The organism is Micromonospora sp. C28SCA-DRY-2 (genome assembly GCF_030519475.1).
Taxonomy (GTDB): Bacteria; Actinomycetota; Actinomycetes; order Mycobacteriales; family Micromonosporaceae; genus Micromonospora.
This window is the reverse complement of the sequence record NZ_JAUMKD010000001.1, coordinates 901176-919612: the sequence shown is the minus strand read 5'-3', so window position 1 is coordinate 919612 and position 18437 is coordinate 901176. Positions and strand designations below refer to the sequence as shown.

Genomic DNA, 18437 nt, shown 5'->3' with positions numbered 1-18437 from the left:
GCCTAGAGTTCACTCCGGTTCGCCGTCCTCGTGGCCCGGCATCGCCCGCAGCGCGGCGCGCAGTTCGGCACGGCCGGTCACGCCGAGCTTGCTGTAGATCCGCTGGAGGTGGTTCTCCACCGTGCGGGCCGAGAGGAAGAGCTGTTCGGCGATGGCCCGGCTGCTCACCCCCGCCGCGGCGAGCCGGGCCACCTGCCACTCCCGTTCGGACAGCGACGGCATGCCGGCCTGCAACGCCGGGGTGCGGACCAGGTCGCAGCGGTCGAGCAGGGCGGCGAGCCGTTCCCGGGCGGCCGCCGCGGCCGGGGACCGTTGCTCGCGCAGCCGGCGCAGCGCGGCGGCGGTGGCCTCGGCGGCGTAGACGGTCAGGTCCAGCGCGGCGAACCCGTCGGCGACCGCCAGCAGTTCGTCGGCGGAGCCGCCCGCGGCGGCCCGGGCGTGCCGGGCCAGCAACGGCGGCAGCATCCCGTCCACCCGCTCGGAGAGTTCCGCCAGCCGCTGGGCCACGGTACGCCGGCTGCCGTCGGAGCAGGTCGGGCCGATCTGGGCGTCGGCCTGGTCGAGCCGGACCAGGTCGTGCAGCACGTGCACCTCGTGGCCGGCGAAGCCGTCCGTGCGCAGCCGCTCGGCCAGCGAGGTCAGCTGCTTGACCGCGCCGGAGGCGTCGCCGCCGGCGGCCAGCACCGCGCCGCGGGCCTGCTCCAGCCACGGGTAGAGCACCGCCATGCCGGGGGCGTGGGTGCGGTCGGCCTCGGCCATCGCCTCGGCCGCCTGCGCGGCGTCGCCCCGCAGCGCCGCCGCCTGGGCCCGCTCGGCCTGCGCCAGGCCGGCGTAGACCCGGCTGGTGGCCAGCACCGCGCAGGCGCCGAGGCTGGTCCGCAGCGCCTCGTCGCTGCGGCCGCGCAGCCGGGCCGCGTACGCCTGGAGGATGGCCAGGTAGCCGGTGCCGAGCCGGAAGTCGCCCGCGCCGGCCAGGTCGGCGAACTCGTCGGCCACGATCGCGTCGATGCCGGCCAGGTCGCCGGCGAGCGCCAGCCGGGTGCCCCGGGCCAGCTCCAGGGCGAGTTGCAGGTACGGCATGTCGGCCCGCCACCGGGCGGCCTCGGCCTGCACCTGGTTGATCGCGGTGGCGCTGCGGCGCAGCTGGCCCTGCGCGGCCTGGAGGTAGGCGATGGTGCTGCGGGCCAGTTCCCGGGCCGCGACGCTGGCCGCCGGGCGGTCGAGCACGGTCCGCCCGAGCCGCAGCGCGACGCCGGTGTCCAGCCGGTGCAGCCGCATGATGCCCTCGAAGGCCAGCACCCGGGCCTGGTCGGCGGAGTCCTCCAGGGCCGCCCCGCGGGCCGAGATCTCCTCCACCGTGGACTCCCGGCTCAGCCCCCAGTAGCTGACCATGCCGCGTACCGTGAGCCAGCGGCTGAGCCGCCGGTCACCCTGGATGTCGGCGGAGACCGCGTCGAGCACCGCGATCGCCTCGTCCGGCCGGTCGGCGAACATCAGGATGGTGGCCAGCAGCTCCGCGGCGTCGAACCCGCCGCCGGCGTCCAGCGCCGCGCGCGCCAGCCGGGTCGCCAGCGGTACGTCGTACCGGGCGAACGCCTGCCCGGCCGCGTCGAGCAGCATGGCCGGGTCCTGCGCGGTGCCCGAGTCGAGCCGCCAGACGGCCACCCGGAGCAGGTCGTCGCGGCGGCGCTTGCCGACCTGCTCCAGCAGCTCGGCCAGCCGGGCCTGCAACCGGCGGGTCCGGCTGACCGGGCACTGCCGGCGCATCACCTCGCCGTAGAGCGGGTGGGCCAGCCGGACGTTGAGCCGCCGGTCGTGCTGGACCATGCTGATCAGCCCGCGCTCCTCGGCGGTCTCCACGTCGGCCGGGTCGACGGCCTGGTTGAGCAGGTGCAGGCCGAGCGGCTCGCCGAAGGCGACCAGCTCCACCACCGCCCGTACGCCCGGGGTGAGCTGGCCGATCCGGGTGTCGATCAGGTCGGTCAGGCTGGGTGCCAGCTCGAACCGGCCGGTCCACTTCCAGATCCCGTACGTGCGGGTCAGCTCCCCGCTGCCGGCGGCGGCGTGCACCAGCTCGCGCAGCAGCAGCGGGTTGCCGGCGGAGAGCCGGCCGAGCCGGTCGGCGGAGGCGGCGTCGACCGGGCCCTCCAGGATGGCGGCGAGCAGCCCGGCGGTGTCGGCCGGCGCCATCGGGCTCAGTTCGGCGTGGTCGACCAGGTCGTCGGTCCAGAGTGCCCGGATCGGCAGCGGGATCTGCTCGCCGTTGCGCAGCGTGCCGATCACTATCGCGTTCTCGGCCCGGGCGACCAGGTGCACCAGCGCGGCCGACGGTGGATCCAGCAGGTGGGCGTCGTCGATGGCGAGCACGATCCGGCGGCCGGCGGCCTGCTGTTGCAGCACGTCGACCGCCCAGCGCAGGATGCCGGCCGGGGAGAGGCCCTGCGGCTGCTCGGCCGGGAGCACCTGCACCAGCCCGCCGAACGGCAGCGCGGCCGTGGTGGCGCTGGCCGCGATGGACCAGATCGCGTACCCGTCACGGGGGAGGGCGGCCACCCCCTCGCGCAGCAGCCGACTCTTGCCGATCCCGGCGCTGCCGCTGAAGAAGATCCCGCGCCCCTCCGTGCCGGTCACCGCCGACAACAGACGGTTGAGCTCATCTGTTCGGCCGACGAAACTCCACCGACTCATCCGGGCAGCATATCGACCGGATTCCGTCCGCGTGCAGATCGCTACGCACCGAAGTTGAGTAATCTCGTGATTACTGCTGAGTATCCGAAGTGTTCCGCCGGGGGGCCGGGTCGCCCGTACTCTTCCGGCATCCGGGTGTCATAACCGGATTTTCCACGCGACCGGTTGCCGCCGGTCGCCCGCACCGGGAGGCCGCGTGACGATACCGGGTCCTCTCCCCTCGGTCGACACACCCGACGACATGGCCGGGCCTGCCGACCTGCCACGGGGTGGGCCGTTGCCCACCCGGATCGGGGTGACCGAGCCGGGCCCGCACGAGCCGCTGGCCGTGGTCGCCGTCGGGCCCGCCGACGCCGGCCGGCCGGAGGTGCTCGCCCGCCTGCTGCGGGTGCACCGGGTCATGCTCGCCGTGCCGGCGGGCAGCTGGTTGGTGGTGCGCCACGCCCGGGTGTCGACCCGGGCCGCGTACGTGCCCGGCTACCGGCAGCCGCACTCCTACGGCGCCGACCCGCTCGCCGCCGGTCCGGCGCTGGCCCGGCCGCCGCGCCGGGTGGAGTTGAGCCTGCCGGATCCGCTGCTGCGTCACTTCAACGTGGTCGACACGCCCGACACCGGGGCACTCGGCGCGGCGGGCGGTCGGCTGCTGCTCGACGCGGTCGGCCGGGCCGGGGCGCTGCTCTTCGTGATCGCCGCCGACCAGGCGTTCACGGCCGCCGAACTCAACCTGCTCGCCGAGGTCGCCCGGGCCCGGGTCGAGGTCTTCTTCGCGGTCACCCCGGGCGCCACCGGCTGGGCCCCGGTGCCTGACGGCGCGGCGACGACGGAGGACGCGGGGGCGTCCGTCCCGCCGGCCGGCACCGGGGCCGCCCCTCACGGTCCCGGCGCCGAGACGGTCGACCCGGTCGCGGTCACCGTCGCGGCGCACCGCGCGGCCCTGCTGGCGGCGGTGCCCCGGCTGGCCGACGCCCGCTGGTTCCCGGTCCGCGACGACGACGGTGCCGACCTGCGGCGGGCCCTGGTCGGCTGGGCCGCCGACGAGGGGCTGCGCCGGGCCAGCTCGGAACCGCCGGTGCTGCCCGGCGCGCAGGGCCGGGTGCCGGTGCTCGCCGAGCCGGGTGACTGGTCCGAGGGGCTCGACCGGCGGGCCCGCTCGTGCGCCCGGCGGATCCGTCAACATCTCGCGCTGGAGTTGGCCAACACCCACCTGCGGGTGGTGCAGGAGATCGTCTTCGGGGTCGGCTGCGCCGGCCTGCCGCAGCTGCTCGACCGCGAGATGGAAGCGCTCTCGCTGCTGGCCACCACCCAGTGCGACCAGGCCGTACGCGGCATCGTCGAGGAGTGCGCCGGGCTGGTCTTCGGCGCGCCGCTGCCCGAGGGCGTCCGCCGACGGATCCTCGGCGCGGTGCGCTGGGGTCTCGCCGACCACCCCGCCGGCCAGGACCTGGACCGGGTGCTGCTGGTCACCAGCACGGCCGGGGTGGCCGGGCTGACCGGCGCGGCGGCGATCGACGCGCTGGCCGGCTATCCCGGCGCGGCCCGCACCGAGGTGCTGCCGCCGGTGGCGGTGGCCCTCTCCGGCGGCTGCTGGCAGCACTGGCGCAGCCCCGGCAACGACGACGCCAACGCCGCCCGCGCCTGGGCCCAGCGGGCGCTGCGCGAGATCGAGCTGGAGCTGTCCCGGGAGGTCTCCCGGCGGTTCGAGGTGGTCCGCCTCTCGCTTTCGGCGGTGCTGGCCGATGCGGTCGACCACGGCATCCTGCTCGCCTGACGGCGTTCCCGCCGCCCCGGTCGGCCGCCCCGCCGGGGGCGCGGCCGGCCCCTCCCGACGCGCGCCGGAGGCGGTCGCGCACGGTGATCCGCGCCGGGCCGGCGTTCCGGTTCCTCGGTTCGCCGAAAGCGGTGGCACGATGGGGGGCATGACGGCTCCGCAGGTTGCACCGGTCGAGACGCCGGACACCGAAGAGGTGCCGGCTGCCGACCGGCCGTGGGTGACGATCGTGTGGGACGACCCGGTCAACCTGATGACGTACGTGACGTGGGTCTTCCAGAAGCTCTTCGGCTACAGCCGGGAGAAGGCCGAGCGGCTCATGCTCGACGTGCACCACAAGGGGCGGGCGGTGGTCTCCAGCGGCGCCCGCGAGCGGATGGAGCACGACGCCTCGCAGTTGCACGCGTACGGGCTCTGGGCGACGGTGGACCGCTCGTGAGCGCGCGGAGTGAGCCGGGTCTTCGTGCCCCGCAGTCGCGAACAGGGATGGTGCCGTGAGCATGTTCCGCCGCCAGGGTGGCCGCTACGTCGCCACCTTCGCCGCCGACGAGGTGCGGGTGCTCCGCAAGGTGGCCTCCGAGGTGGTCGGGCTGCTCACCGACGGCTTCGACCACTCCGACCCGGTGGTCTCCCGGCTCTTCCCCGAGGTCTACCCGGACGACCCGGGCGGCACCGCCGAGTTCCGCCGGTACACCGAGGGCGACCTGAAGACCGCCAAGATCGACCAGGCCGGCGCGATCCTGGCCGCGCTGCCCGGCGAGACCGGCGGCGAGGTCCGGCTCGACGCCGAGGCGGCCGAGGCGTGGCTGCGCGCGCTCAACGACGCCCGGCTGGCGATGGGCGTACGGCTGGAGATCAAGGACGGCACCGACCTCGGCGAGGAGCTCGACGACGCGGTGGCCGAGGATCCGACCTCCAGCCGGGTGTTCCAGCTGTCGGTCTACGCGTACCTCGGATATCTCCAGGAGTCGCTGCTCAACGCCTTGATCGACTAGGCGTGACCGGCACCACCTTAAGCTGCCGGCCAGCAGGCGTTAGGCTGGAACGCGTGCTGAGCATCGACCGGTCGATCGTCGACGCGATCGTCGCCCACGCTCGTCGGGACCACCCCGACGAGGCGTGCGGCGTGGTCGCCGGTCCCGCCGGCAGCGACACCCCCACCCGGCACATCCCGATGGACAACGCCGCCCGCTCGATGACGTTCTACGAGTTCGACTCGATGGAGCAGCTGCGGGTGTGGCGGGAGATGGACGACCGGGACGAGGAACCGGTCGTCATCTACCACTCGCACACCGCCACGGAGGCCTACCCGTCGCGGACGGACGTCTCCTTCGCCGGTGAGCCGGGCGCGCACTACCTGCTCGTCTCCACCCGAGAGCCCGACACCGAGGAGATCCGCTCGTTCCGGATCGTCGACGGCGTGGTGACCGAGGAGCCGGTGCGGATCCTCGACGCGGGGGTGGACCCGCATGCCGTGCAGTCCTACATGTTCGGGCAGAGCCCGGCGACGGTCGACTACGAGTGTTCCGGCCGCTGATCCCGGCGCCGTAACACCCGTCCACGTCCCGTCACCGTCCGGCACACCCGACAGAGGAGCACGACAACCATGGCCATCGAGGTTCGCATCCCCACCATCCTGCGCAGCTACACCGGCGGCGCGAAGGTCGTCGAAGGCACCGGCGACACCCTTGGCGACCTGCTCGCCGACCTGGACTCCCGGCACGCCGGGCTGCGCGGCCGGCTGGTCACCGAGGCCGGCGCGCTGCACCGCTTCGTCAACGTCTACGTCAACGACGAGGACGTCCGGTTCCTCGGTGCGCTGGACGCCAAGCTCTCCGACGGCGACAGCGTCACCATCCTGCCGGCCGTGGCCGGTGGCGCGTTCGGCTTCGCGGCGGCCGCCGCGATCGCCCAGCACGCGCTCGCCACGCGGGCCGGCGGCCGCATCCCGACCGCCCGCTGAGGCGGCCGCCGTGGCGCGGTACGACAGCCTGCTGGACGCCTGTGGCGGCACGCCCCTGGTCGGGTTGCCCCGGCTCTCGCCGACGGTGCCCGACGGGGCGCCGCCCGTGCGCCTCTGGGCCAAGCTGGAGGACCGGAACCCGACCGGCAGCATCAAGGACCGGGCGGCCCTGTTCATGGTCCGCGCGGCGGAGGAGGCGGGCCGGCTCCGGCCCGGCGACACCATCCTCGAACCGACCAGCGGCAACACCGGCATCTCGCTGGCCATGGTGGCGAAGCTGCGGGGCTACCGGCTGGTCTGCGTGATGCCGGAGAACGTCTCGACCGAGCGGGTGCAGCTGCTCCGGATGTACGGCGCGGAGATCATCTTCTCGCCGGCGGCGGGCGGCTCCAACCAGGCGGTCGCCACGGCCAAGCAGATCGCCGTCGAGCACCCCGACTGGGTGATGCTCTACCAGTACGGCAACGAGGCGAACGCCCGGGCGCACTACGAGACCACCGGGCCGGAGCTGCTGCACGACCTGCCCACCATCACCCACTTCGTGGCCGGCCTGGGCACCACCGGCACGCTCATGGGCACCGGGCGCTACCTGCGTGAGAAGGTCGACGGCATCCAGGTCGTCGCCGCCGAGCCGCGCTACGGCGAGCTGGTCTACGGGCTGCGCAACATCGACGAGGGCTACGTGCCGGAGCTGTACGACGCGACGGTGCTGTCCCGCCGCTTCTCGGTGGGCACCCGGGACGCGGTGCTGCGTACCCGGCAGCTGGTGGAGGTGGAGGGCATCTTCGCCGGGTTCTCCACCGGCGCCATCCTGCACGCCGCCCTGGCGGTGGCGCACGAGGCGGTCCGCGACGGCCGGCGGGCCGACGTGGCGTTCGTGGTCGCCGACGGCGGCTGGAAGTACCTCTCCACCGGCGCCTACGGCGGCACCCTGGCCGACGCCGAGGACGCCCTGGAGGGGCAGCTCTGGGCCTGATCCGGGCGGGTTCGGCGGCGGGGCCACCGGCGGGGACGCCGGTGGCCCCGGCGTGTCCCGGCGCCGGGCCGGAGTGGGTGTCACGTTGGTGACAACTTCCAGCGGATCATTCTTGCCCGTGGGCGCGCCAGCGTAGGCTGCGCAGCGTGGCGTACGCGTCGGTAGAGATCATCGGCGGAGCGCGGGCCGGCGCGGGCACTACGCAGCGTGACAGCGAGACAACCTCATGCGACTGACGGTGCTGGGCTGCGCCGGGAGCTTCCCCGGGCCCGAGTCCCCCTGCTCCGCCTACCTGGTCGAGGCCGAGGGCTTCCGGCTGCTGCTCGACTTCGGGTCCGGGTCGCTCTCCACCCTCCAGCGCTACGCCGGGCTGAAGACCCCGAACGCCGTCCTGCTGAGCCACCTGCACTGCGACCACATCCTCGACGCCGCGTCGTACGTGGTGGTCCGCCGGTACGCCCCGGACGGCCCGTACCCGCCGCTGCCGGTGTACGCCCCGGCCGGCGCGCCGGACCGGCTCTCCGCCATCTACGGCCAGGACGACGGCACGGTCGAGGACGTCTACCAGTTCTACGCCCTGGAGCCCGGCACCTTCCCGATCGGCCCCTTCACCGTCACCGTCGACCGGGTCAACCACCCGGTCGAGACGTACGGCGTCCGGCTGGAGCACGGCGGCCGGGTGCTCTGCTACTCCTCCGACACCGCGCCCTGCGACGCGCTGCTGCGGCTGGCCCAGGACGCCGACGTCTTCCTCTGCGAGGCCAGCTACCTGGACGGCGTGGACAACCCGCCGGATCTGCACCTGACCGGCCGGGAGGCCGGCGAGGCGGCGACCAAGGCGGGCGTGGGCCGGCTGCTGCTGACCCACCTGGTGGCCGCCTGGGGCAGCGAGGCGCACACCGTCGCCTCGGCCGCCGCCGCGTACGCCGGCCCGCTCGAGGTGGTCCGCCCCGGCGCCAGCTACGAGGTCTGACCGGGCACGCTGCGGCCCGGTCGGGACACCCCGGGACAGTTCGATCACCGCATTGCATAGGGTGCAGGCATGGCGCGACCTGACGGGCGGCGGCCCGACCAACTCCGACCGGTGACGCTGACCCGCGGCTGGAGCACCCACCCGGAGGGCTCGGTCCTGGTGGAGTTCGGCGACACCCGGGTGCTCTGCACCGCCAGCGTCACCGAGGGGGTGCCCCGCTGGCGCAAGGGCTCCGGGCTCGGCTGGGTCACCGCCGAGTACGCGATGCTGCCCCGGGCCACCAACACCCGCTCCGACCGGGAGAGCGTCAAGGGGCGCGTCGGTGGGCGTACCCACGAGATCTCCCGGCTGATCGGCCGCAGCCTGCGGGCGTCCATCGACCTCAAGGCGCTCGGCGAGAACTCGATAGTGCTCGACTGCGACGTGCTCCAGGCCGACGGCGGCACCCGGACCGCCGCGATCACCGGCGCGTACGTGGCCCTGCACGACGCGGTGACCTGGCTGGCCGAGCGCAAGGCGCTGGCCGGCAAGGTGGAGAAGGTGATGCACCGCTCGGTGGCCGCGATCAGCGTCGGCGTGATCTCCGGCGAACCCCGGCTGGACCTCAACTACGCCGAGGACGTGGCCGCCGAGGTCGACATGAACGTGGTCTGCACCGGCAGCGGCGAGTTCGTCGAGGTGCAGGGCACCGGTGAGGCGGGCGTGTTCGCCCGTGAGCAACTCGACGCCCTGCTCGACCTGGCCGTGGCGGGGTGCGTGGAACTGGCCGAGGCTCAGCGGAAGGCGCTGTCATGAACAAGGTCCTGCTCGCCACCCGTAACCGCAAGAAGCTCATCGAGCTGCAGCGGATCCTCGACGGCGCGCTCGGCGCGCACCGGATCGCGCTGCTCGGGCTGGACGACGTCGAGGAGTACCCGGAACTGCCGGAGACCGGCCTCACCTTCGCCGAGAACGCGCTGATCAAGGCCCGGGAGGGCTGCCGGCGTACCGGCCTGCCGACCGTCGCCGACGACTCCGGGCTGGCGGTCGACGCGCTCAACGGGATGCCCGGTGTGTTCAGCGCGCGCTGGGCCGGCCGGCACGGCGACGACCAGGCCAACCTCCAGCTGGTGCTGGACCAGATCGGCGACGTGCCGGACGAGCACCGCGGCGCGTCCTTCGTCTGTGCCGTGGCGCTGGTCCTGCCGGGCGGCAAGGAGCACCTGGTCGACGGCCGGCAGCCCGGCCGGCTGCTGCGGTCGCCGCGCGGCGACGGCGGGTTCGGCTACGACCCGATCTTCCTCGGCGACGGGCAGGACCGCACCAACGCCGAGCTGACGCCGGAGGAGAAGGACGCGATCAGCCACCGCGGCAAGGCCCTGCGCGAGCTGGCCAAGCTCGTCGCCAAGGTCCTCCCGCCCACCACCTGACCGCCGATCGCTCAGCGGTGCCGCAGCGTGGTCAGGTCGCCCAGCTCCCGCACCGCGACCCGGTCCTCCATGGCCAGTACGGTGAGCATCCGCTCCACCTCGGCCAGGGTTGCGTACCGCCCGACGGACACGGCCGCCTCGGTGTCCAGTTCCTCCACCCAGAGGCCACCGGGCTGCCAGGTGGTCTGAACACAGCCGCCCGAGCGGCCGACGCAGGTGATGAAGTCGTAGCTCAGCGGGCGCATGGCCCGCACCAGGGCCAGCACCTCCGCCAGGTCCATCGGTACGTCGCGGTCAGCGCCGCCGGTGTGCTCGGCGGACACCTCGAGGAAGCCGACCGGGGCGGGAGCCGACACGCCACCCGCTGGCAGGCCCCGCAGCCGCCGGACCAGCTCGATGCCGTCGTACCGGCCGACGGTCAGCTCCGGCACGCCCGGGTCGGCGTACGCCCCGACCAGGGTGTCGCCCTCGCGCCGGACCGTCACGGACCGCCCCTCGTAGGTGAGGCACACCGGGACGGCGGCGGGCAGCCACGGCAGGTGCAGGGCGGTGAGGCGGCTCGCGGGCGTCGGCCCGTCCCCGGCGGCGTGCACCCCGGTCCACCCGCCGAGCAGCTCCACGTCGACATCGATGTCGTCGTCCACCATGGCTGGTACGGCGGCGAGCCGCCCCACCCGACGCCGCCGCCAGACCATCGGCACGTGGATACGGTTGCCCGCCTCGCCGTCCCACCGCACGGTGAGGCCCTCCGCCCGCAGGGCCGCCGCCACCTCCTCACCGACGGCGGCCGACGGCGGCTGTTCGAACCGCCCGTACGCGATGTGCACGCCCTCCCCGTCGACGCCGCCTTCGGCGTCCTGCCGGTGGTAGAAGGCGTAGCCGCGCGGCGCGATCGACCGCGGCACGTCCGCGCCGATCTCGCTGAGGCCGCAGTTCTGACAGCAGGCGAAGTTCTCCCGGGCGACGATTCCGGCGGCGGTCAGCGCCCGGAAGGCGGCGGTCAGCCGGTCGCTGTCGGTCAGCTCCGGCCAGCTCTCCTGCGCGGCGAGGTGCGCCCTCAACTCCTCGCCCACCACCGGCCAGGCCAACTCGGCGACCAGGGCCGGATCTGCCTCGCCGTCCAGGTACTCCACCGTCCCGGCGACGAGGGCCGCCGCCGGCAGCTCGGCCAGCGCCACCTGGCGGCGGACGAAGGCGCGGATCTCGTCGTCGAGCGTGCGCCGCTCGACGTTCGGTACGTGGGGGGCATGGGCGTCAGCCGTCGGCACGGCGTAATCGTCGGTCACGGGGGCGAACGCTAGCAACGGCCACCGACAGCGCCCCACCGGCTCGGGCCGGTGGGGCGGACGTCGTCGGACCGGCCCGTCGACGCTGAACTCGATACCCGGGTCAGGTGAGGGGGCCGATCTCGCGTTCGATGGCGGCCCGCAGGTCGGGGCCGGTGAGGGCGGCCCGGGCGGCCTCCATCAGCGGGGCGAGGAAGACGTCCGGCCCGGGCTCACCGGCGATCCCGCCGAGCGCCTGGACCGCCGCCCGGCCGGCCGGCGACGGGGTCAGCGGCGCGCGCAGCTGGAGCCCGCGTACGGCGGCCAGCAGCTCCACCGCGAGCACACTGGTCAGGTTGTCCAGCACGGTGCGCAGCTTCTTGGCCGCCGCCCAGCCCATCGAGACGTGGTCCTCCTGCATGCCGCTGGTCGGCAGCGAGTCCACCGAGGCGGGCGCGGCCAGCCGGCGGTTCTCCGCGACGATGCCGGCAGCCGTGTACTGCGCGATCATCAGCCCGGAGTTGACCCCGGCGTCGGGGGAGAGGAACGCCGGCAGCTCCCGGGAGCGGGTGACGTCCAGCAGCCGGTCCACCCGCCGTTCGGCGATCGCGCCCACCTCGGCGGCGGCGATGGCCAGGAAGTCCGCCGCGAAGCCGAGCGGGGCGCCGTGGAAGTTGCCGGTCGACTCGACCCGGCCGTCCGCCAGCACCACCGGGTTGTCCACCACCGACACCAGCTCCCGCCCGGCCACCGTGCGGACGAAGTCCAGGGTGTCCCGGGCCGCCCCGGCCACCTGCGGCGCGCAGCGCATCGAGTACGCGTCCTGCACGGCGTGGGCCAGGTCGTCGCGGTGCGAGTCCATCACCCGGGAGTCCTGCAACAGCCGGTGGATGTTCGCGGCCGAGGCGGCCTGCCCCGGATGCGGCCGGATGCTGTGCAGCTCGGGCAGGAACGGCCGCTCGGAGCCGAGCATCGCCTCGATCGCCAGCGCGGCGGTCACGTCGGCCATGGTGAACAGGTGCGCGGCGTCGTGGATGGCCAGCAGCAGCATGCCGAGCATGCCGTCGGTGCCGTTGATCAGCGCCAGGCCCTCCTTGGCGGCCAGCTCGACCGGCTCGAGCCCGGCCCGGCGCAGCGCGTCCGCCGCGTCGACCCGCTCGCCGGCCGGGCCGAGCACCCAGCCCTCGCCGAGCAGCACCAGCGCGCAGTGGGCCAGCGGCGCCAGGTCACCCGAGGCGCCGAGCGAGCCGTGCTCCGGCACCCACGGGGTGATGTCGTGGTTGAGCAGGTCGACCAGGGCCTCGGCGACCAGCGGGCGGACCCCGGAGCGGCCCAGCGCGAGCGAGCGGACCCGCAGCAGCATCATCGCCCGGACCACCTCGCGCGGCATCGGCGCGCCCACCCCGGCGGCGTGCGAACGGATCAGCGCGTGCTGGAGCTCGGCGCGCCGCTCCGGCGCGACGAAGGTGTTCGCGAGCGCCCCGAACCCGGTGGAGACCCCGTAGACCGGGCGGCCGGCGGCCTCGATGCCGTCCACGATCGCCCGGCTGGTGGCCATCGCCTCCACCGCGGACGGGTCGAGGACCACCTTCGCGGCGCCGCGGGCCACCGCGAGCACGTCGGCGGCGGAGATTCCGGTGGGCTGAATGGTGACGCTCATGCCACCGCCTCGCTTCGCTCACCGGCGGCACGAGCCCCGTCGCGGCCGTGCTCGATGATTCGTTCGCCTTGCTCACTCATTGCGGCACTCCGTTGTGCAGAACCTGGCGGATCAAGGGGACACCGGGCCGGTAGGCCAGGTGCAGGTGGGACGGGGCGTCCAGGACGACCAGGTCGGCCCGGGCGCCGGGGCGCAGCACCCCGATGTCGTCGCGGCGCAGCGCCCGCGCGCCGCCGGCGGTCGCGGCCCAGACCGCCTCCGCCGGGGTCATCCGCATCTCGCGGACGGCGAGCGCGACGCAGAACGGCATCGACGAGGTGTACGACGAGCCGGGGTTGCAGTCGGTGGCCAGCGCCACGGTGACCCCGGCGTCGAGCAGCCGGCGGGCGTCCGGATAGGGCGACCTGGTGGAGAACTCGGCGCCGGGCAGCAGGGTGGCCACCGTGGTGGTGTGCGGGGCCTCGCCCTCACCGGGGTCGACCCGGGTCGAGGCGAGCGCGTCGACGTCGGCGTCGGTCAGGTGGGTGCAGTGGTCGACGCTGGCCGCGCCGAGTTCCACCCCGAGGCGTACCCCCGGGCCGGGGCCGAGCTGGTTGGCGTGCACCCGCACCCCGAGCCCGGCGGCCTGCCCGCAGGTCAGGATGGCCCGGGTGTGGTCGGCGTCGAACGCACCCCGCTCGCAGAAGACGTCCACCCAGCGGGCGTACGGGGCGGCGGCGGCCAGCATCGGCCCGCACACCAGCCCCACGTAGTCGTCCGGACGGTCGGCGTACTCGGCCGGCACCACGTGCGCGCCGAGGAAGGTGGTCTCGTCGGTGACCTCGGCGGCGATCCGCAGCGAACGGGCCTCGTCGGTGACGGTCAGGCCGTACCCGCTCTTGACCTCGATGGTGGTGCTGCCCTGGCGCAGCGCCTCGCCGCGCAGCCGGCGGGCGGTGCCGCGCAGCTCGTCGTCGGCGGCGGCCCGGGTGGCGGCCACCGTGGTGCGGATCCCGCCCCCGGTGTACGGCTGCCCGCTCATCCGGGCGGCGAACTCGGCCGCCCGGTCGCCGGCGAAGACCAGGTGGGCGTGGCTGTCCACGAAGCCGGGCAGCACCGCCGCCCCCGCGACGTCGATCCGCCGGTCGGCGGCCGGCGCGTCCCGGGCCGGGCCGACCCAGACCACCTCGCCCGCCTCGACCAGCACCGCCGCCCGGCGGCGCAGGCCCAGCGGGCCGCCGTCGCCCGCGCCGGGCACGTTGGTGACCAGCTCACCGATGTTGTCCACCAGCAGACTGCTCACGGTGCCACCTCGGTTCGCGACTGCGGGGCTCGCAAGACCGGCTCACTCCTCGCGCTCACGGTGCCACCTCGGTTCGCGACTGCGGGGCTCGCAACACCGGCTCACTCCTCGCGCTCACGGTGCCACCTCCGCCACCGCGCGGGTCAGTTCGGCCGGCACGTCGACGGTCAGGTGCCGCCCGTCGCGCACCACCGGGCGGCCGTCGACCAGCACGTGCGTGACGTCCGCCGCGCCGGCCGCGAAGAACACCCCCGCCGGGGGGACGCCGGCGGTGCGGGCGCTGTCCAGCCGGACCGTGACCAGGTCCGCCCGCGCCCCGGCGGCGATCCGCCCGGCGTCCGTCCAGCCCAGCGCGGCGTGCCCGTCCGCGGTCGCCGCGGCCAGCAGCTCGGCGGCCGCGAAGTGCCCCCGCCGGCGGGTGCGCAGCCGCTCGTCCAACTCCACCGCGCGGGCCTCCTCGAAGAGGTCCACCACCGCGTGGCTGTCGCTGCCCAGGCTCAGCGGCACACCGGCGTCGGCCATCCGCCGGGCCGGCCCGATGCCGTCGGCCAGGTCGCGTTCGGTGGTCGGGCAGAGGCAGATCCCGGTGCGGTGCTCCCCGAGCAGGCTCAGGTCGCCGCTGGTCAGGTGGGTGGCGTGCACGGCGGTGGTGGCCGGGCCGAGCACGCCGTGCTCGGCCAGCAGCCGGGTCGGGGTGCAGCCGTGCAGCGCCCGGCAGGCGTCGTTCTCGGCCGGCTGCTCGGACAGGTGCACGTGCAGCGGCACGTCCCGCTCCCGGGCCCACCGGGCCACGGTGCTCAACTGCTCGGCGGGGACCGCCCGTACCGAGTGCACCGCGGCACCGACCCGGGCGTGCCCACCGGCCGGGGTGAACGCCGCCGCCCGCTCGCCCCAGCGCACCGCGTCGCCGTCGCCGAAGCGCCGCTGCGGGCCGGTGAGCGGCCGGCCGTCGACGCCGGCGGTCAGGTAGCAGGTGTCCAGCACGGTGATCCGCACGCCGGCCTGCGCGGCGGCCTCCACCAGCGCTTCGCCCATCGCGTTCGGGTCGGCGTACGGCACGCCGTCCGCGCCGTGGTGCAGGTAGTGGAACTCGCCCACGCTGGTGATCCCGGCCAGCGCCATCTCGGCGTACGCGGCACGGGCCAGCGCCAGGTACGAGTCCGGGTCCAGCCGGGCGGCGACCGCGTACATCTGGTCGCGCCAGCTCCAGAAGTCGCCCCGGCCGCCCTGGGTGCGCCCGCGCAGCGCCCGGTGGAAGGCGTGCGAGTGCGCGTTGGCCAGCCCGGGCAGGGTCAGCCCGGGCAGCCGGACGGCGTCGGCGTACACCTCGACGCCGGCGGTGACCCCGGCGCGGCCGGCGGTCAGCGGCGTCACCGCGGTGATCCGCCCGTCGGCCGTCTCGATCAGCACGTCCGGGGTCGGTTCGGCGTGCTCGGGCAGCCAGGCGTACTCGGCCAGCCAGCGGCTCGCGGTCATCTCCGTCGCCCCCTCCGGAGCTGGATCGTCTGCGTCGTCGCCGGGGACGCTCCCCGGCCCGGCTGGATCGTCCGCGGCATCAGCCCCACCGGGCCCAACGACCCCGGTCCGCCGGCGTGGCTCACGCGCATGCCAGCTCCTGGAGCACCCGGGCCAGCGCCCGCACCCCGGCGGCGCAGTCGGCGTCGGTGGCCCACTCCGACGGGGAGTGCGAGACCCCGGTCGGGTTGCGCACGAAGAGCATCGCGGTCGGCAGGTGGCCGGCGAGCACACCGGCGTCGTGGCCGGCCCCGGTGGGCAGCACCGGCGCGTCGAGCAGCCGGGCGAGCCGGTCGGCCAGGCCACCGTCGAAGGCGACCAGCGGGGTCGCGGACTCCTCGGCCAGCGCCACCTCGGTGCCGTCCCGGCGGGCCCGCTCGACCGCCTTGCCGTGTACGGCGGTTACCAGACCGGCGAGCGTCTCCGGCTCGGCCGCCCGGGCGTCCAGCCACCCGGTCACCCGGGACGGGATCGCGTTGGTGGCGTTCGGCTCCACGGTCACCCGGCCCATGGTGGCGTGCGCCCCGCGCAGCCGGGCCTCCTTGTTCGCCGCGAGCACGGTGAACGCGTAGGTGAGCATCGGGTCGCGGCGGTCGGCCATCCGGGTCGTGCCGGCGTGGTTGCCCTCGCCGCGGAAGTCGAAGCGCCAGCGGCCGTGCGGCCAGATGGCGCTGGCCACCGCCACCGGCGCGCCGGTCTCGACCAGCGCCCGGCCCTGCTCCACGTGCAGCTCGACGAAGGCCGAGAAGCGGGCCAGCAGCTCGGGCCGGTCGCCGGCCGGCGGGGCGCCCAGCGCCTCGGCGAAGCTCACCCCGGCGGCGTCGCGCAGCCCGGCCGCACGGTCCAGCGACAGCGCCCCGGTGAGCAGCCGGGAGCCGAGGCAGGGTACGCCGAACCGGGCCCCCTCCTCCTCGACGAACGCGGCGACCACCAGCGGCCGGACCGGCGCGACGCCGGCCGCCCGCAACGCGTCCACCGCGAGGAACGCGCTGACGATGCCGAGCGGCCCGTCGTACGCCCCGCCGTGCGGCACCGAGTCGAAGTGGCTGCCGGTCAGCACGGCGTCGCCCGCCTCCGGGTCACCCCACCAGGCGAACAGGTTGCCGTTGCCGTCGTCGGTGACCGGCATGTCCCGGCGGTCGGCCTGGTCGCGGAACCAGGTGCGCAGGCGCAGTTCCGGCTCGGTCAGCGCGTAGCGCAGGTAGCCGCCGGTGCGCCCGTCCCGGCCGACCGGCGCGATCTCGTTCCACAGCGCGCGGAACCGGCCGACCAGGTCGTCGGACACCCTCACCCCTCCGCCATCGGGACGCGCACGCCGGTGCGGGCGGCGACCTCGCGGGCGTCGTCGTAGCCCGCGTCGACGTGCCGGATGACGCCCATCGCCGGGTCGTTGGTGAGCACCCGCTCGATCTTCTGCCCGGCGAGCGCGCTGCCGTCGGCGACGCAGACCTGCCCGGCGTGGATGGACCGGCCGATGCCCACGCCGCCGCCGTGGTGGATGGACACCCAGGACGCCCCGCTGGCGGTGTTGACCAGCGCGTTGAGCAGCGGCCAGTCGGCGATCGCGTCGGAGCCGTCGGCCATCGCCTCGGTCTCCCGGTAGGGGCTGGCCACGCTGCCGCAGTCCAGGTGGTCCCGGCCGATGACCACCGGCGCGGAGAGCTCACCGGCGGCGACCATCTCGTTGAACCGCACGCCCGCCTTGTCCCGTTCCCCGTAGCCCAGCCAGCAGATCCGGGCCGGCAGCCCCTGGAAGGCGACCCGCTCGCCGGCCATCCGGATCCACCGGGCCAGCGACTCGTTCTCCGGGAACAGCTCCAGGATGGCCCGGTCGGTGGCGGCGATGTCGGCCGGGTCGCCGGAGAGCGCCGCCCACCGGAACGGGCCCTTGCCCTCGCAGAACAGTGGCCGGATGTACGCCGGCACGAAGCCGGGGAAGTCGAAGGCCCGCTCGTAGCCGCCGAGCTTCGCCTCGCCCCGGATCGAGTTGCCGTAGTCGAAGACCTCGGCACCCGCGTCCTGGAAACCCACCATCGCCGCCACGTGCCGGGCCATCGACGCCCGGGCCCGGTCGGTGAACTCGGCCGGCTTCGCCGCCGCGTAGTCCCGGGCGTCGGCCAGCTCCACCCCCACCGGCAGGTACGACAGCGGGTCGTGCGCGCTGGTCTGGTCGGTGACGATGTCGATCTCGACGCCCTTGACCAGCAGCTCGGGGAAGACCACGGCGGCGTTGCCGACCACGCCGACGCTCAACGCCCGGCGCTCCCGCTTCGCGGCGAGCACCCGCGCCACCGCGTCGTCCAGGTCGTCGGCGATCTCGTCGAGGTAGCGGTCGTGCATCCGCCGCGCCAGCCGGCCACGGTCCACGTCGACGATCAGGCAGGCGCCGCCGTTCATGGTGACGGCCAGCGGCTGGGCGCCACCCATCCCGCCGCAGCCGGCGGTGAGCGTCAGCGTGCCGGCCAGCGTCCCGCCGAACCGCTTGGCGGCCACCGCGGCGAACGTCTCGTAGGTGCCCTGGAGGATGCCCTGGGTGCCGATGTAGATCCACGAGCCGGCGGTCATCTGCCCGTACATGGTCAGGCCGAGCTGCTCCAGCCGGCGGAACTCCGGCCAGGTGGCCCAGTCGCCGACCAGGTTGGAGTTGGCCAGCAGCACCCGGGGGGCCCACTCGTGGGTGCGCATGACGCCCACCGGCCGCCCGGACTGCACCAGCATGGTCTCGTCGTCGCGCAGGTCGGTCAGCGTACGGACCAGCGCGTGGAACGACGGCCAGTCCCGGGCGGCCTTCCCGGTGCCGCCGTAGACCACCAGGTCGTCGGGGCGCTCGGCCACCTCGGGGTCGAGGTTGTTCATCAGCATCCGCAGCGCAGCCTCCTGCGGCCAGCCACGGGCGGTGCGCTCGGCGCCACGGGCGGCGCGGACAACCTGGGACATC

16 protein-coding genes are annotated in these 18437 nt (G+C 74.9%); 9 read left to right on the top strand and 7 right to left on the bottom strand.

Annotation, left to right across the window (positions count from 1 at the left end; all coding sequences use genetic code 11):
- Positions 1-9: 9 nt before the first annotated feature.
- Complete coding sequence (locus Q3W71_RS04200; protein ID WP_302917932.1) at positions 10-2688, bottom strand: LuxR family transcriptional regulator; 2679 nt, start codon at positions 2686-2688, stop codon at positions 10-12.
- A 277-nt stretch (positions 2689-2965) separates the two neighbouring features.
- On the opposite strand from Q3W71_RS04200, the gene Q3W71_RS04195 reads away from it, so the two are divergent.
- The 9 genes from Q3W71_RS04195 (at position 2966) to rdgB (ending at position 9777) form a co-directional block, all read left to right on the top strand.
- Positions 2966-4456: a hypothetical protein gene (locus tag Q3W71_RS04195; RefSeq protein ID WP_302917931.1), complete on the top strand. Its 1491-nt coding sequence runs from the start codon at positions 2966-2968 to the stop codon at positions 4454-4456.
- 148 nt (positions 4457-4604) lie between these two features.
- Entirely contained in the window at positions 4605-4895 is a 291-nt protein-coding gene (gene clpS, locus Q3W71_RS04190; protein ID WP_088995710.1) for an ATP-dependent Clp protease adapter ClpS, read from the top strand.
- Between the two features lie 61 nt (positions 4896-4956).
- Entirely contained in the window at positions 4957-5451 is a 495-nt protein-coding gene (locus Q3W71_RS04185) for a DUF2017 domain-containing protein (RefSeq protein WP_302918720.1), read from the top strand.
- 53 nt (positions 5452-5504) lie between these two features.
- Positions 5505-5993: a Mov34/MPN/PAD-1 family protein gene (locus Q3W71_RS04180; RefSeq protein ID WP_088995708.1), complete on the top strand. Its 489-nt coding sequence runs from the start codon at positions 5505-5507 to the stop codon at positions 5991-5993.
- Positions 5994-6062: 69 nt separating this feature from the next.
- Positions 6063-6419, top strand: coding sequence for a MoaD family protein (locus tag Q3W71_RS04175; RefSeq protein WP_088995707.1), 357 nt, complete (start codon positions 6063-6065; stop codon positions 6417-6419).
- Between the two features lie 10 nt (positions 6420-6429).
- On the top strand, positions 6430-7395 hold the full coding sequence (locus tag Q3W71_RS04170; protein WP_302917930.1) for a PLP-dependent cysteine synthase family protein: 966 nt from the start codon (positions 6430-6432) through the stop codon (positions 7393-7395).
- A gap of 226 nt (positions 7396-7621) precedes the next feature.
- Positions 7622-8368, top strand: a complete 747-nt coding sequence (locus Q3W71_RS04165) for an MBL fold metallo-hydrolase (RefSeq protein ID WP_302917929.1) — start codon at positions 7622-7624, stop codon at positions 8366-8368.
- 69 nt (positions 8369-8437) lie between these two features.
- On the top strand, positions 8438-9163 hold the full coding sequence (gene rph / locus Q3W71_RS04160) for a ribonuclease PH (protein ID WP_302917928.1): 726 nt from the start codon (positions 8438-8440) through the stop codon (positions 9161-9163).
- Positions 9160-9777 (top strand): RdgB/HAM1 family non-canonical purine NTP pyrophosphatase, encoded by a 618-nt coding sequence (gene rdgB / locus Q3W71_RS04155; protein ID WP_302917927.1) that lies wholly within the window; start codon positions 9160-9162, stop codon positions 9775-9777. Before rph ends, rdgB begins: the two co-directional genes overlap by 4 nt.
- Before the next feature lie 11 nt (positions 9778-9788).
- On the opposite strand, the gene Q3W71_RS04150 is transcribed toward rdgB, so the two are convergent.
- The 6 genes from Q3W71_RS04150 to hutU all read right to left on the bottom strand — a co-directional run bounded on the left by Q3W71_RS04150 (position 9789) and on the right by hutU (position 18436).
- A complete protein-coding gene (locus Q3W71_RS04150; protein ID WP_302917926.1) occupies positions 9789-11063 on the bottom strand; it encodes a hypothetical protein in 1275 nt (424 codons plus the stop codon).
- A gap of 103 nt (positions 11064-11166) precedes the next feature.
- Entirely contained in the window at positions 11167-12702 is a 1536-nt protein-coding gene (hutH, locus tag Q3W71_RS04145) for a histidine ammonia-lyase (RefSeq protein WP_302917925.1), read from the bottom strand.
- A gap of 76 nt (positions 12703-12778) precedes the next feature.
- Positions 12779-13984 (bottom strand): imidazolonepropionase, encoded by a 1206-nt coding sequence (hutI, locus tag Q3W71_RS04140; protein WP_302917924.1) that lies wholly within the window; start codon positions 13982-13984, stop codon positions 12779-12781.
- A gap of 114 nt (positions 13985-14098) precedes the next feature.
- The gene (locus tag Q3W71_RS04135) at positions 14099-15460 is read right to left on the bottom strand and encodes a formimidoylglutamate deiminase (RefSeq protein ID WP_302917923.1); all 1362 of its coding nucleotides are present in this window, start codon (positions 15458-15460) and stop codon (positions 14099-14101) included.
- A gap of 121 nt (positions 15461-15581) precedes the next feature.
- The gene (locus Q3W71_RS04130) at positions 15582-16784 is read right to left on the bottom strand and encodes an allantoate amidohydrolase (RefSeq protein WP_302917922.1); all 1203 of its coding nucleotides are present in this window, start codon (positions 16782-16784) and stop codon (positions 15582-15584) included.
- Positions 16785-16786: 2 nt separating this feature from the next.
- Positions 16787-18436 (bottom strand): urocanate hydratase, encoded by a 1650-nt coding sequence (gene hutU / locus Q3W71_RS04125; protein WP_302917921.1) that lies wholly within the window; start codon positions 18434-18436, stop codon positions 16787-16789.
- Position 18437: the final 1 nt, after the last annotated feature.

Excerpts from the sequence above, each read along its gene's own strand:
- Q3W71_RS04200 (WP_302917932.1), bottom strand. The coding sequence starts at position 2,688 with ATGAGTCGGTGGAGTTTCGTCGGCCGAACAGATGAGCTCAACCGTCTG.
- clpS (WP_088995710.1), top strand. The coding sequence starts at position 4,605 with ATGACGGCTCCGCAGGTTGCACCGGTCGAGACGCCGGACACCGAAGAG.
- Q3W71_RS04185 (WP_302918720.1), top strand. The coding sequence starts at position 4,957 with ATGTTCCGCCGCCAGGGTGGCCGCTACGTCGCCACCTTCGCCGCCGAC.
- Q3W71_RS04175 (WP_088995707.1), top strand. The coding sequence starts at position 6,063 with ATGGCCATCGAGGTTCGCATCCCCACCATCCTGCGCAGCTACACCGGC.
- Q3W71_RS04165 (WP_302917929.1), top strand. The coding sequence starts at position 7,622 with ATGCGACTGACGGTGCTGGGCTGCGCCGGGAGCTTCCCCGGGCCCGAG.
- rph (WP_302917928.1), top strand. The coding sequence starts at position 8,438 with ATGGCGCGACCTGACGGGCGGCGGCCCGACCAACTCCGACCGGTGACG.
- rdgB (WP_302917927.1), top strand. The coding sequence starts at position 9,160 with ATGAACAAGGTCCTGCTCGCCACCCGTAACCGCAAGAAGCTCATCGAG.
- hutH (WP_302917925.1), bottom strand. The coding sequence starts at position 12,702 with ATGAGCGTCACCATTCAGCCCACCGGAATCTCCGCCGCCGACGTGCTC.
- Q3W71_RS04135 (WP_302917923.1), bottom strand. The coding sequence starts at position 15,460 with ATGACCGCGAGCCGCTGGCTGGCCGAGTACGCCTGGCTGCCCGAGCAC.
- hutU (WP_302917921.1), bottom strand. The coding sequence starts at position 18,436 with ATGTCCCAGGTTGTCCGCGCCGCCCGTGGCGCCGAGCGCACCGCCCGT.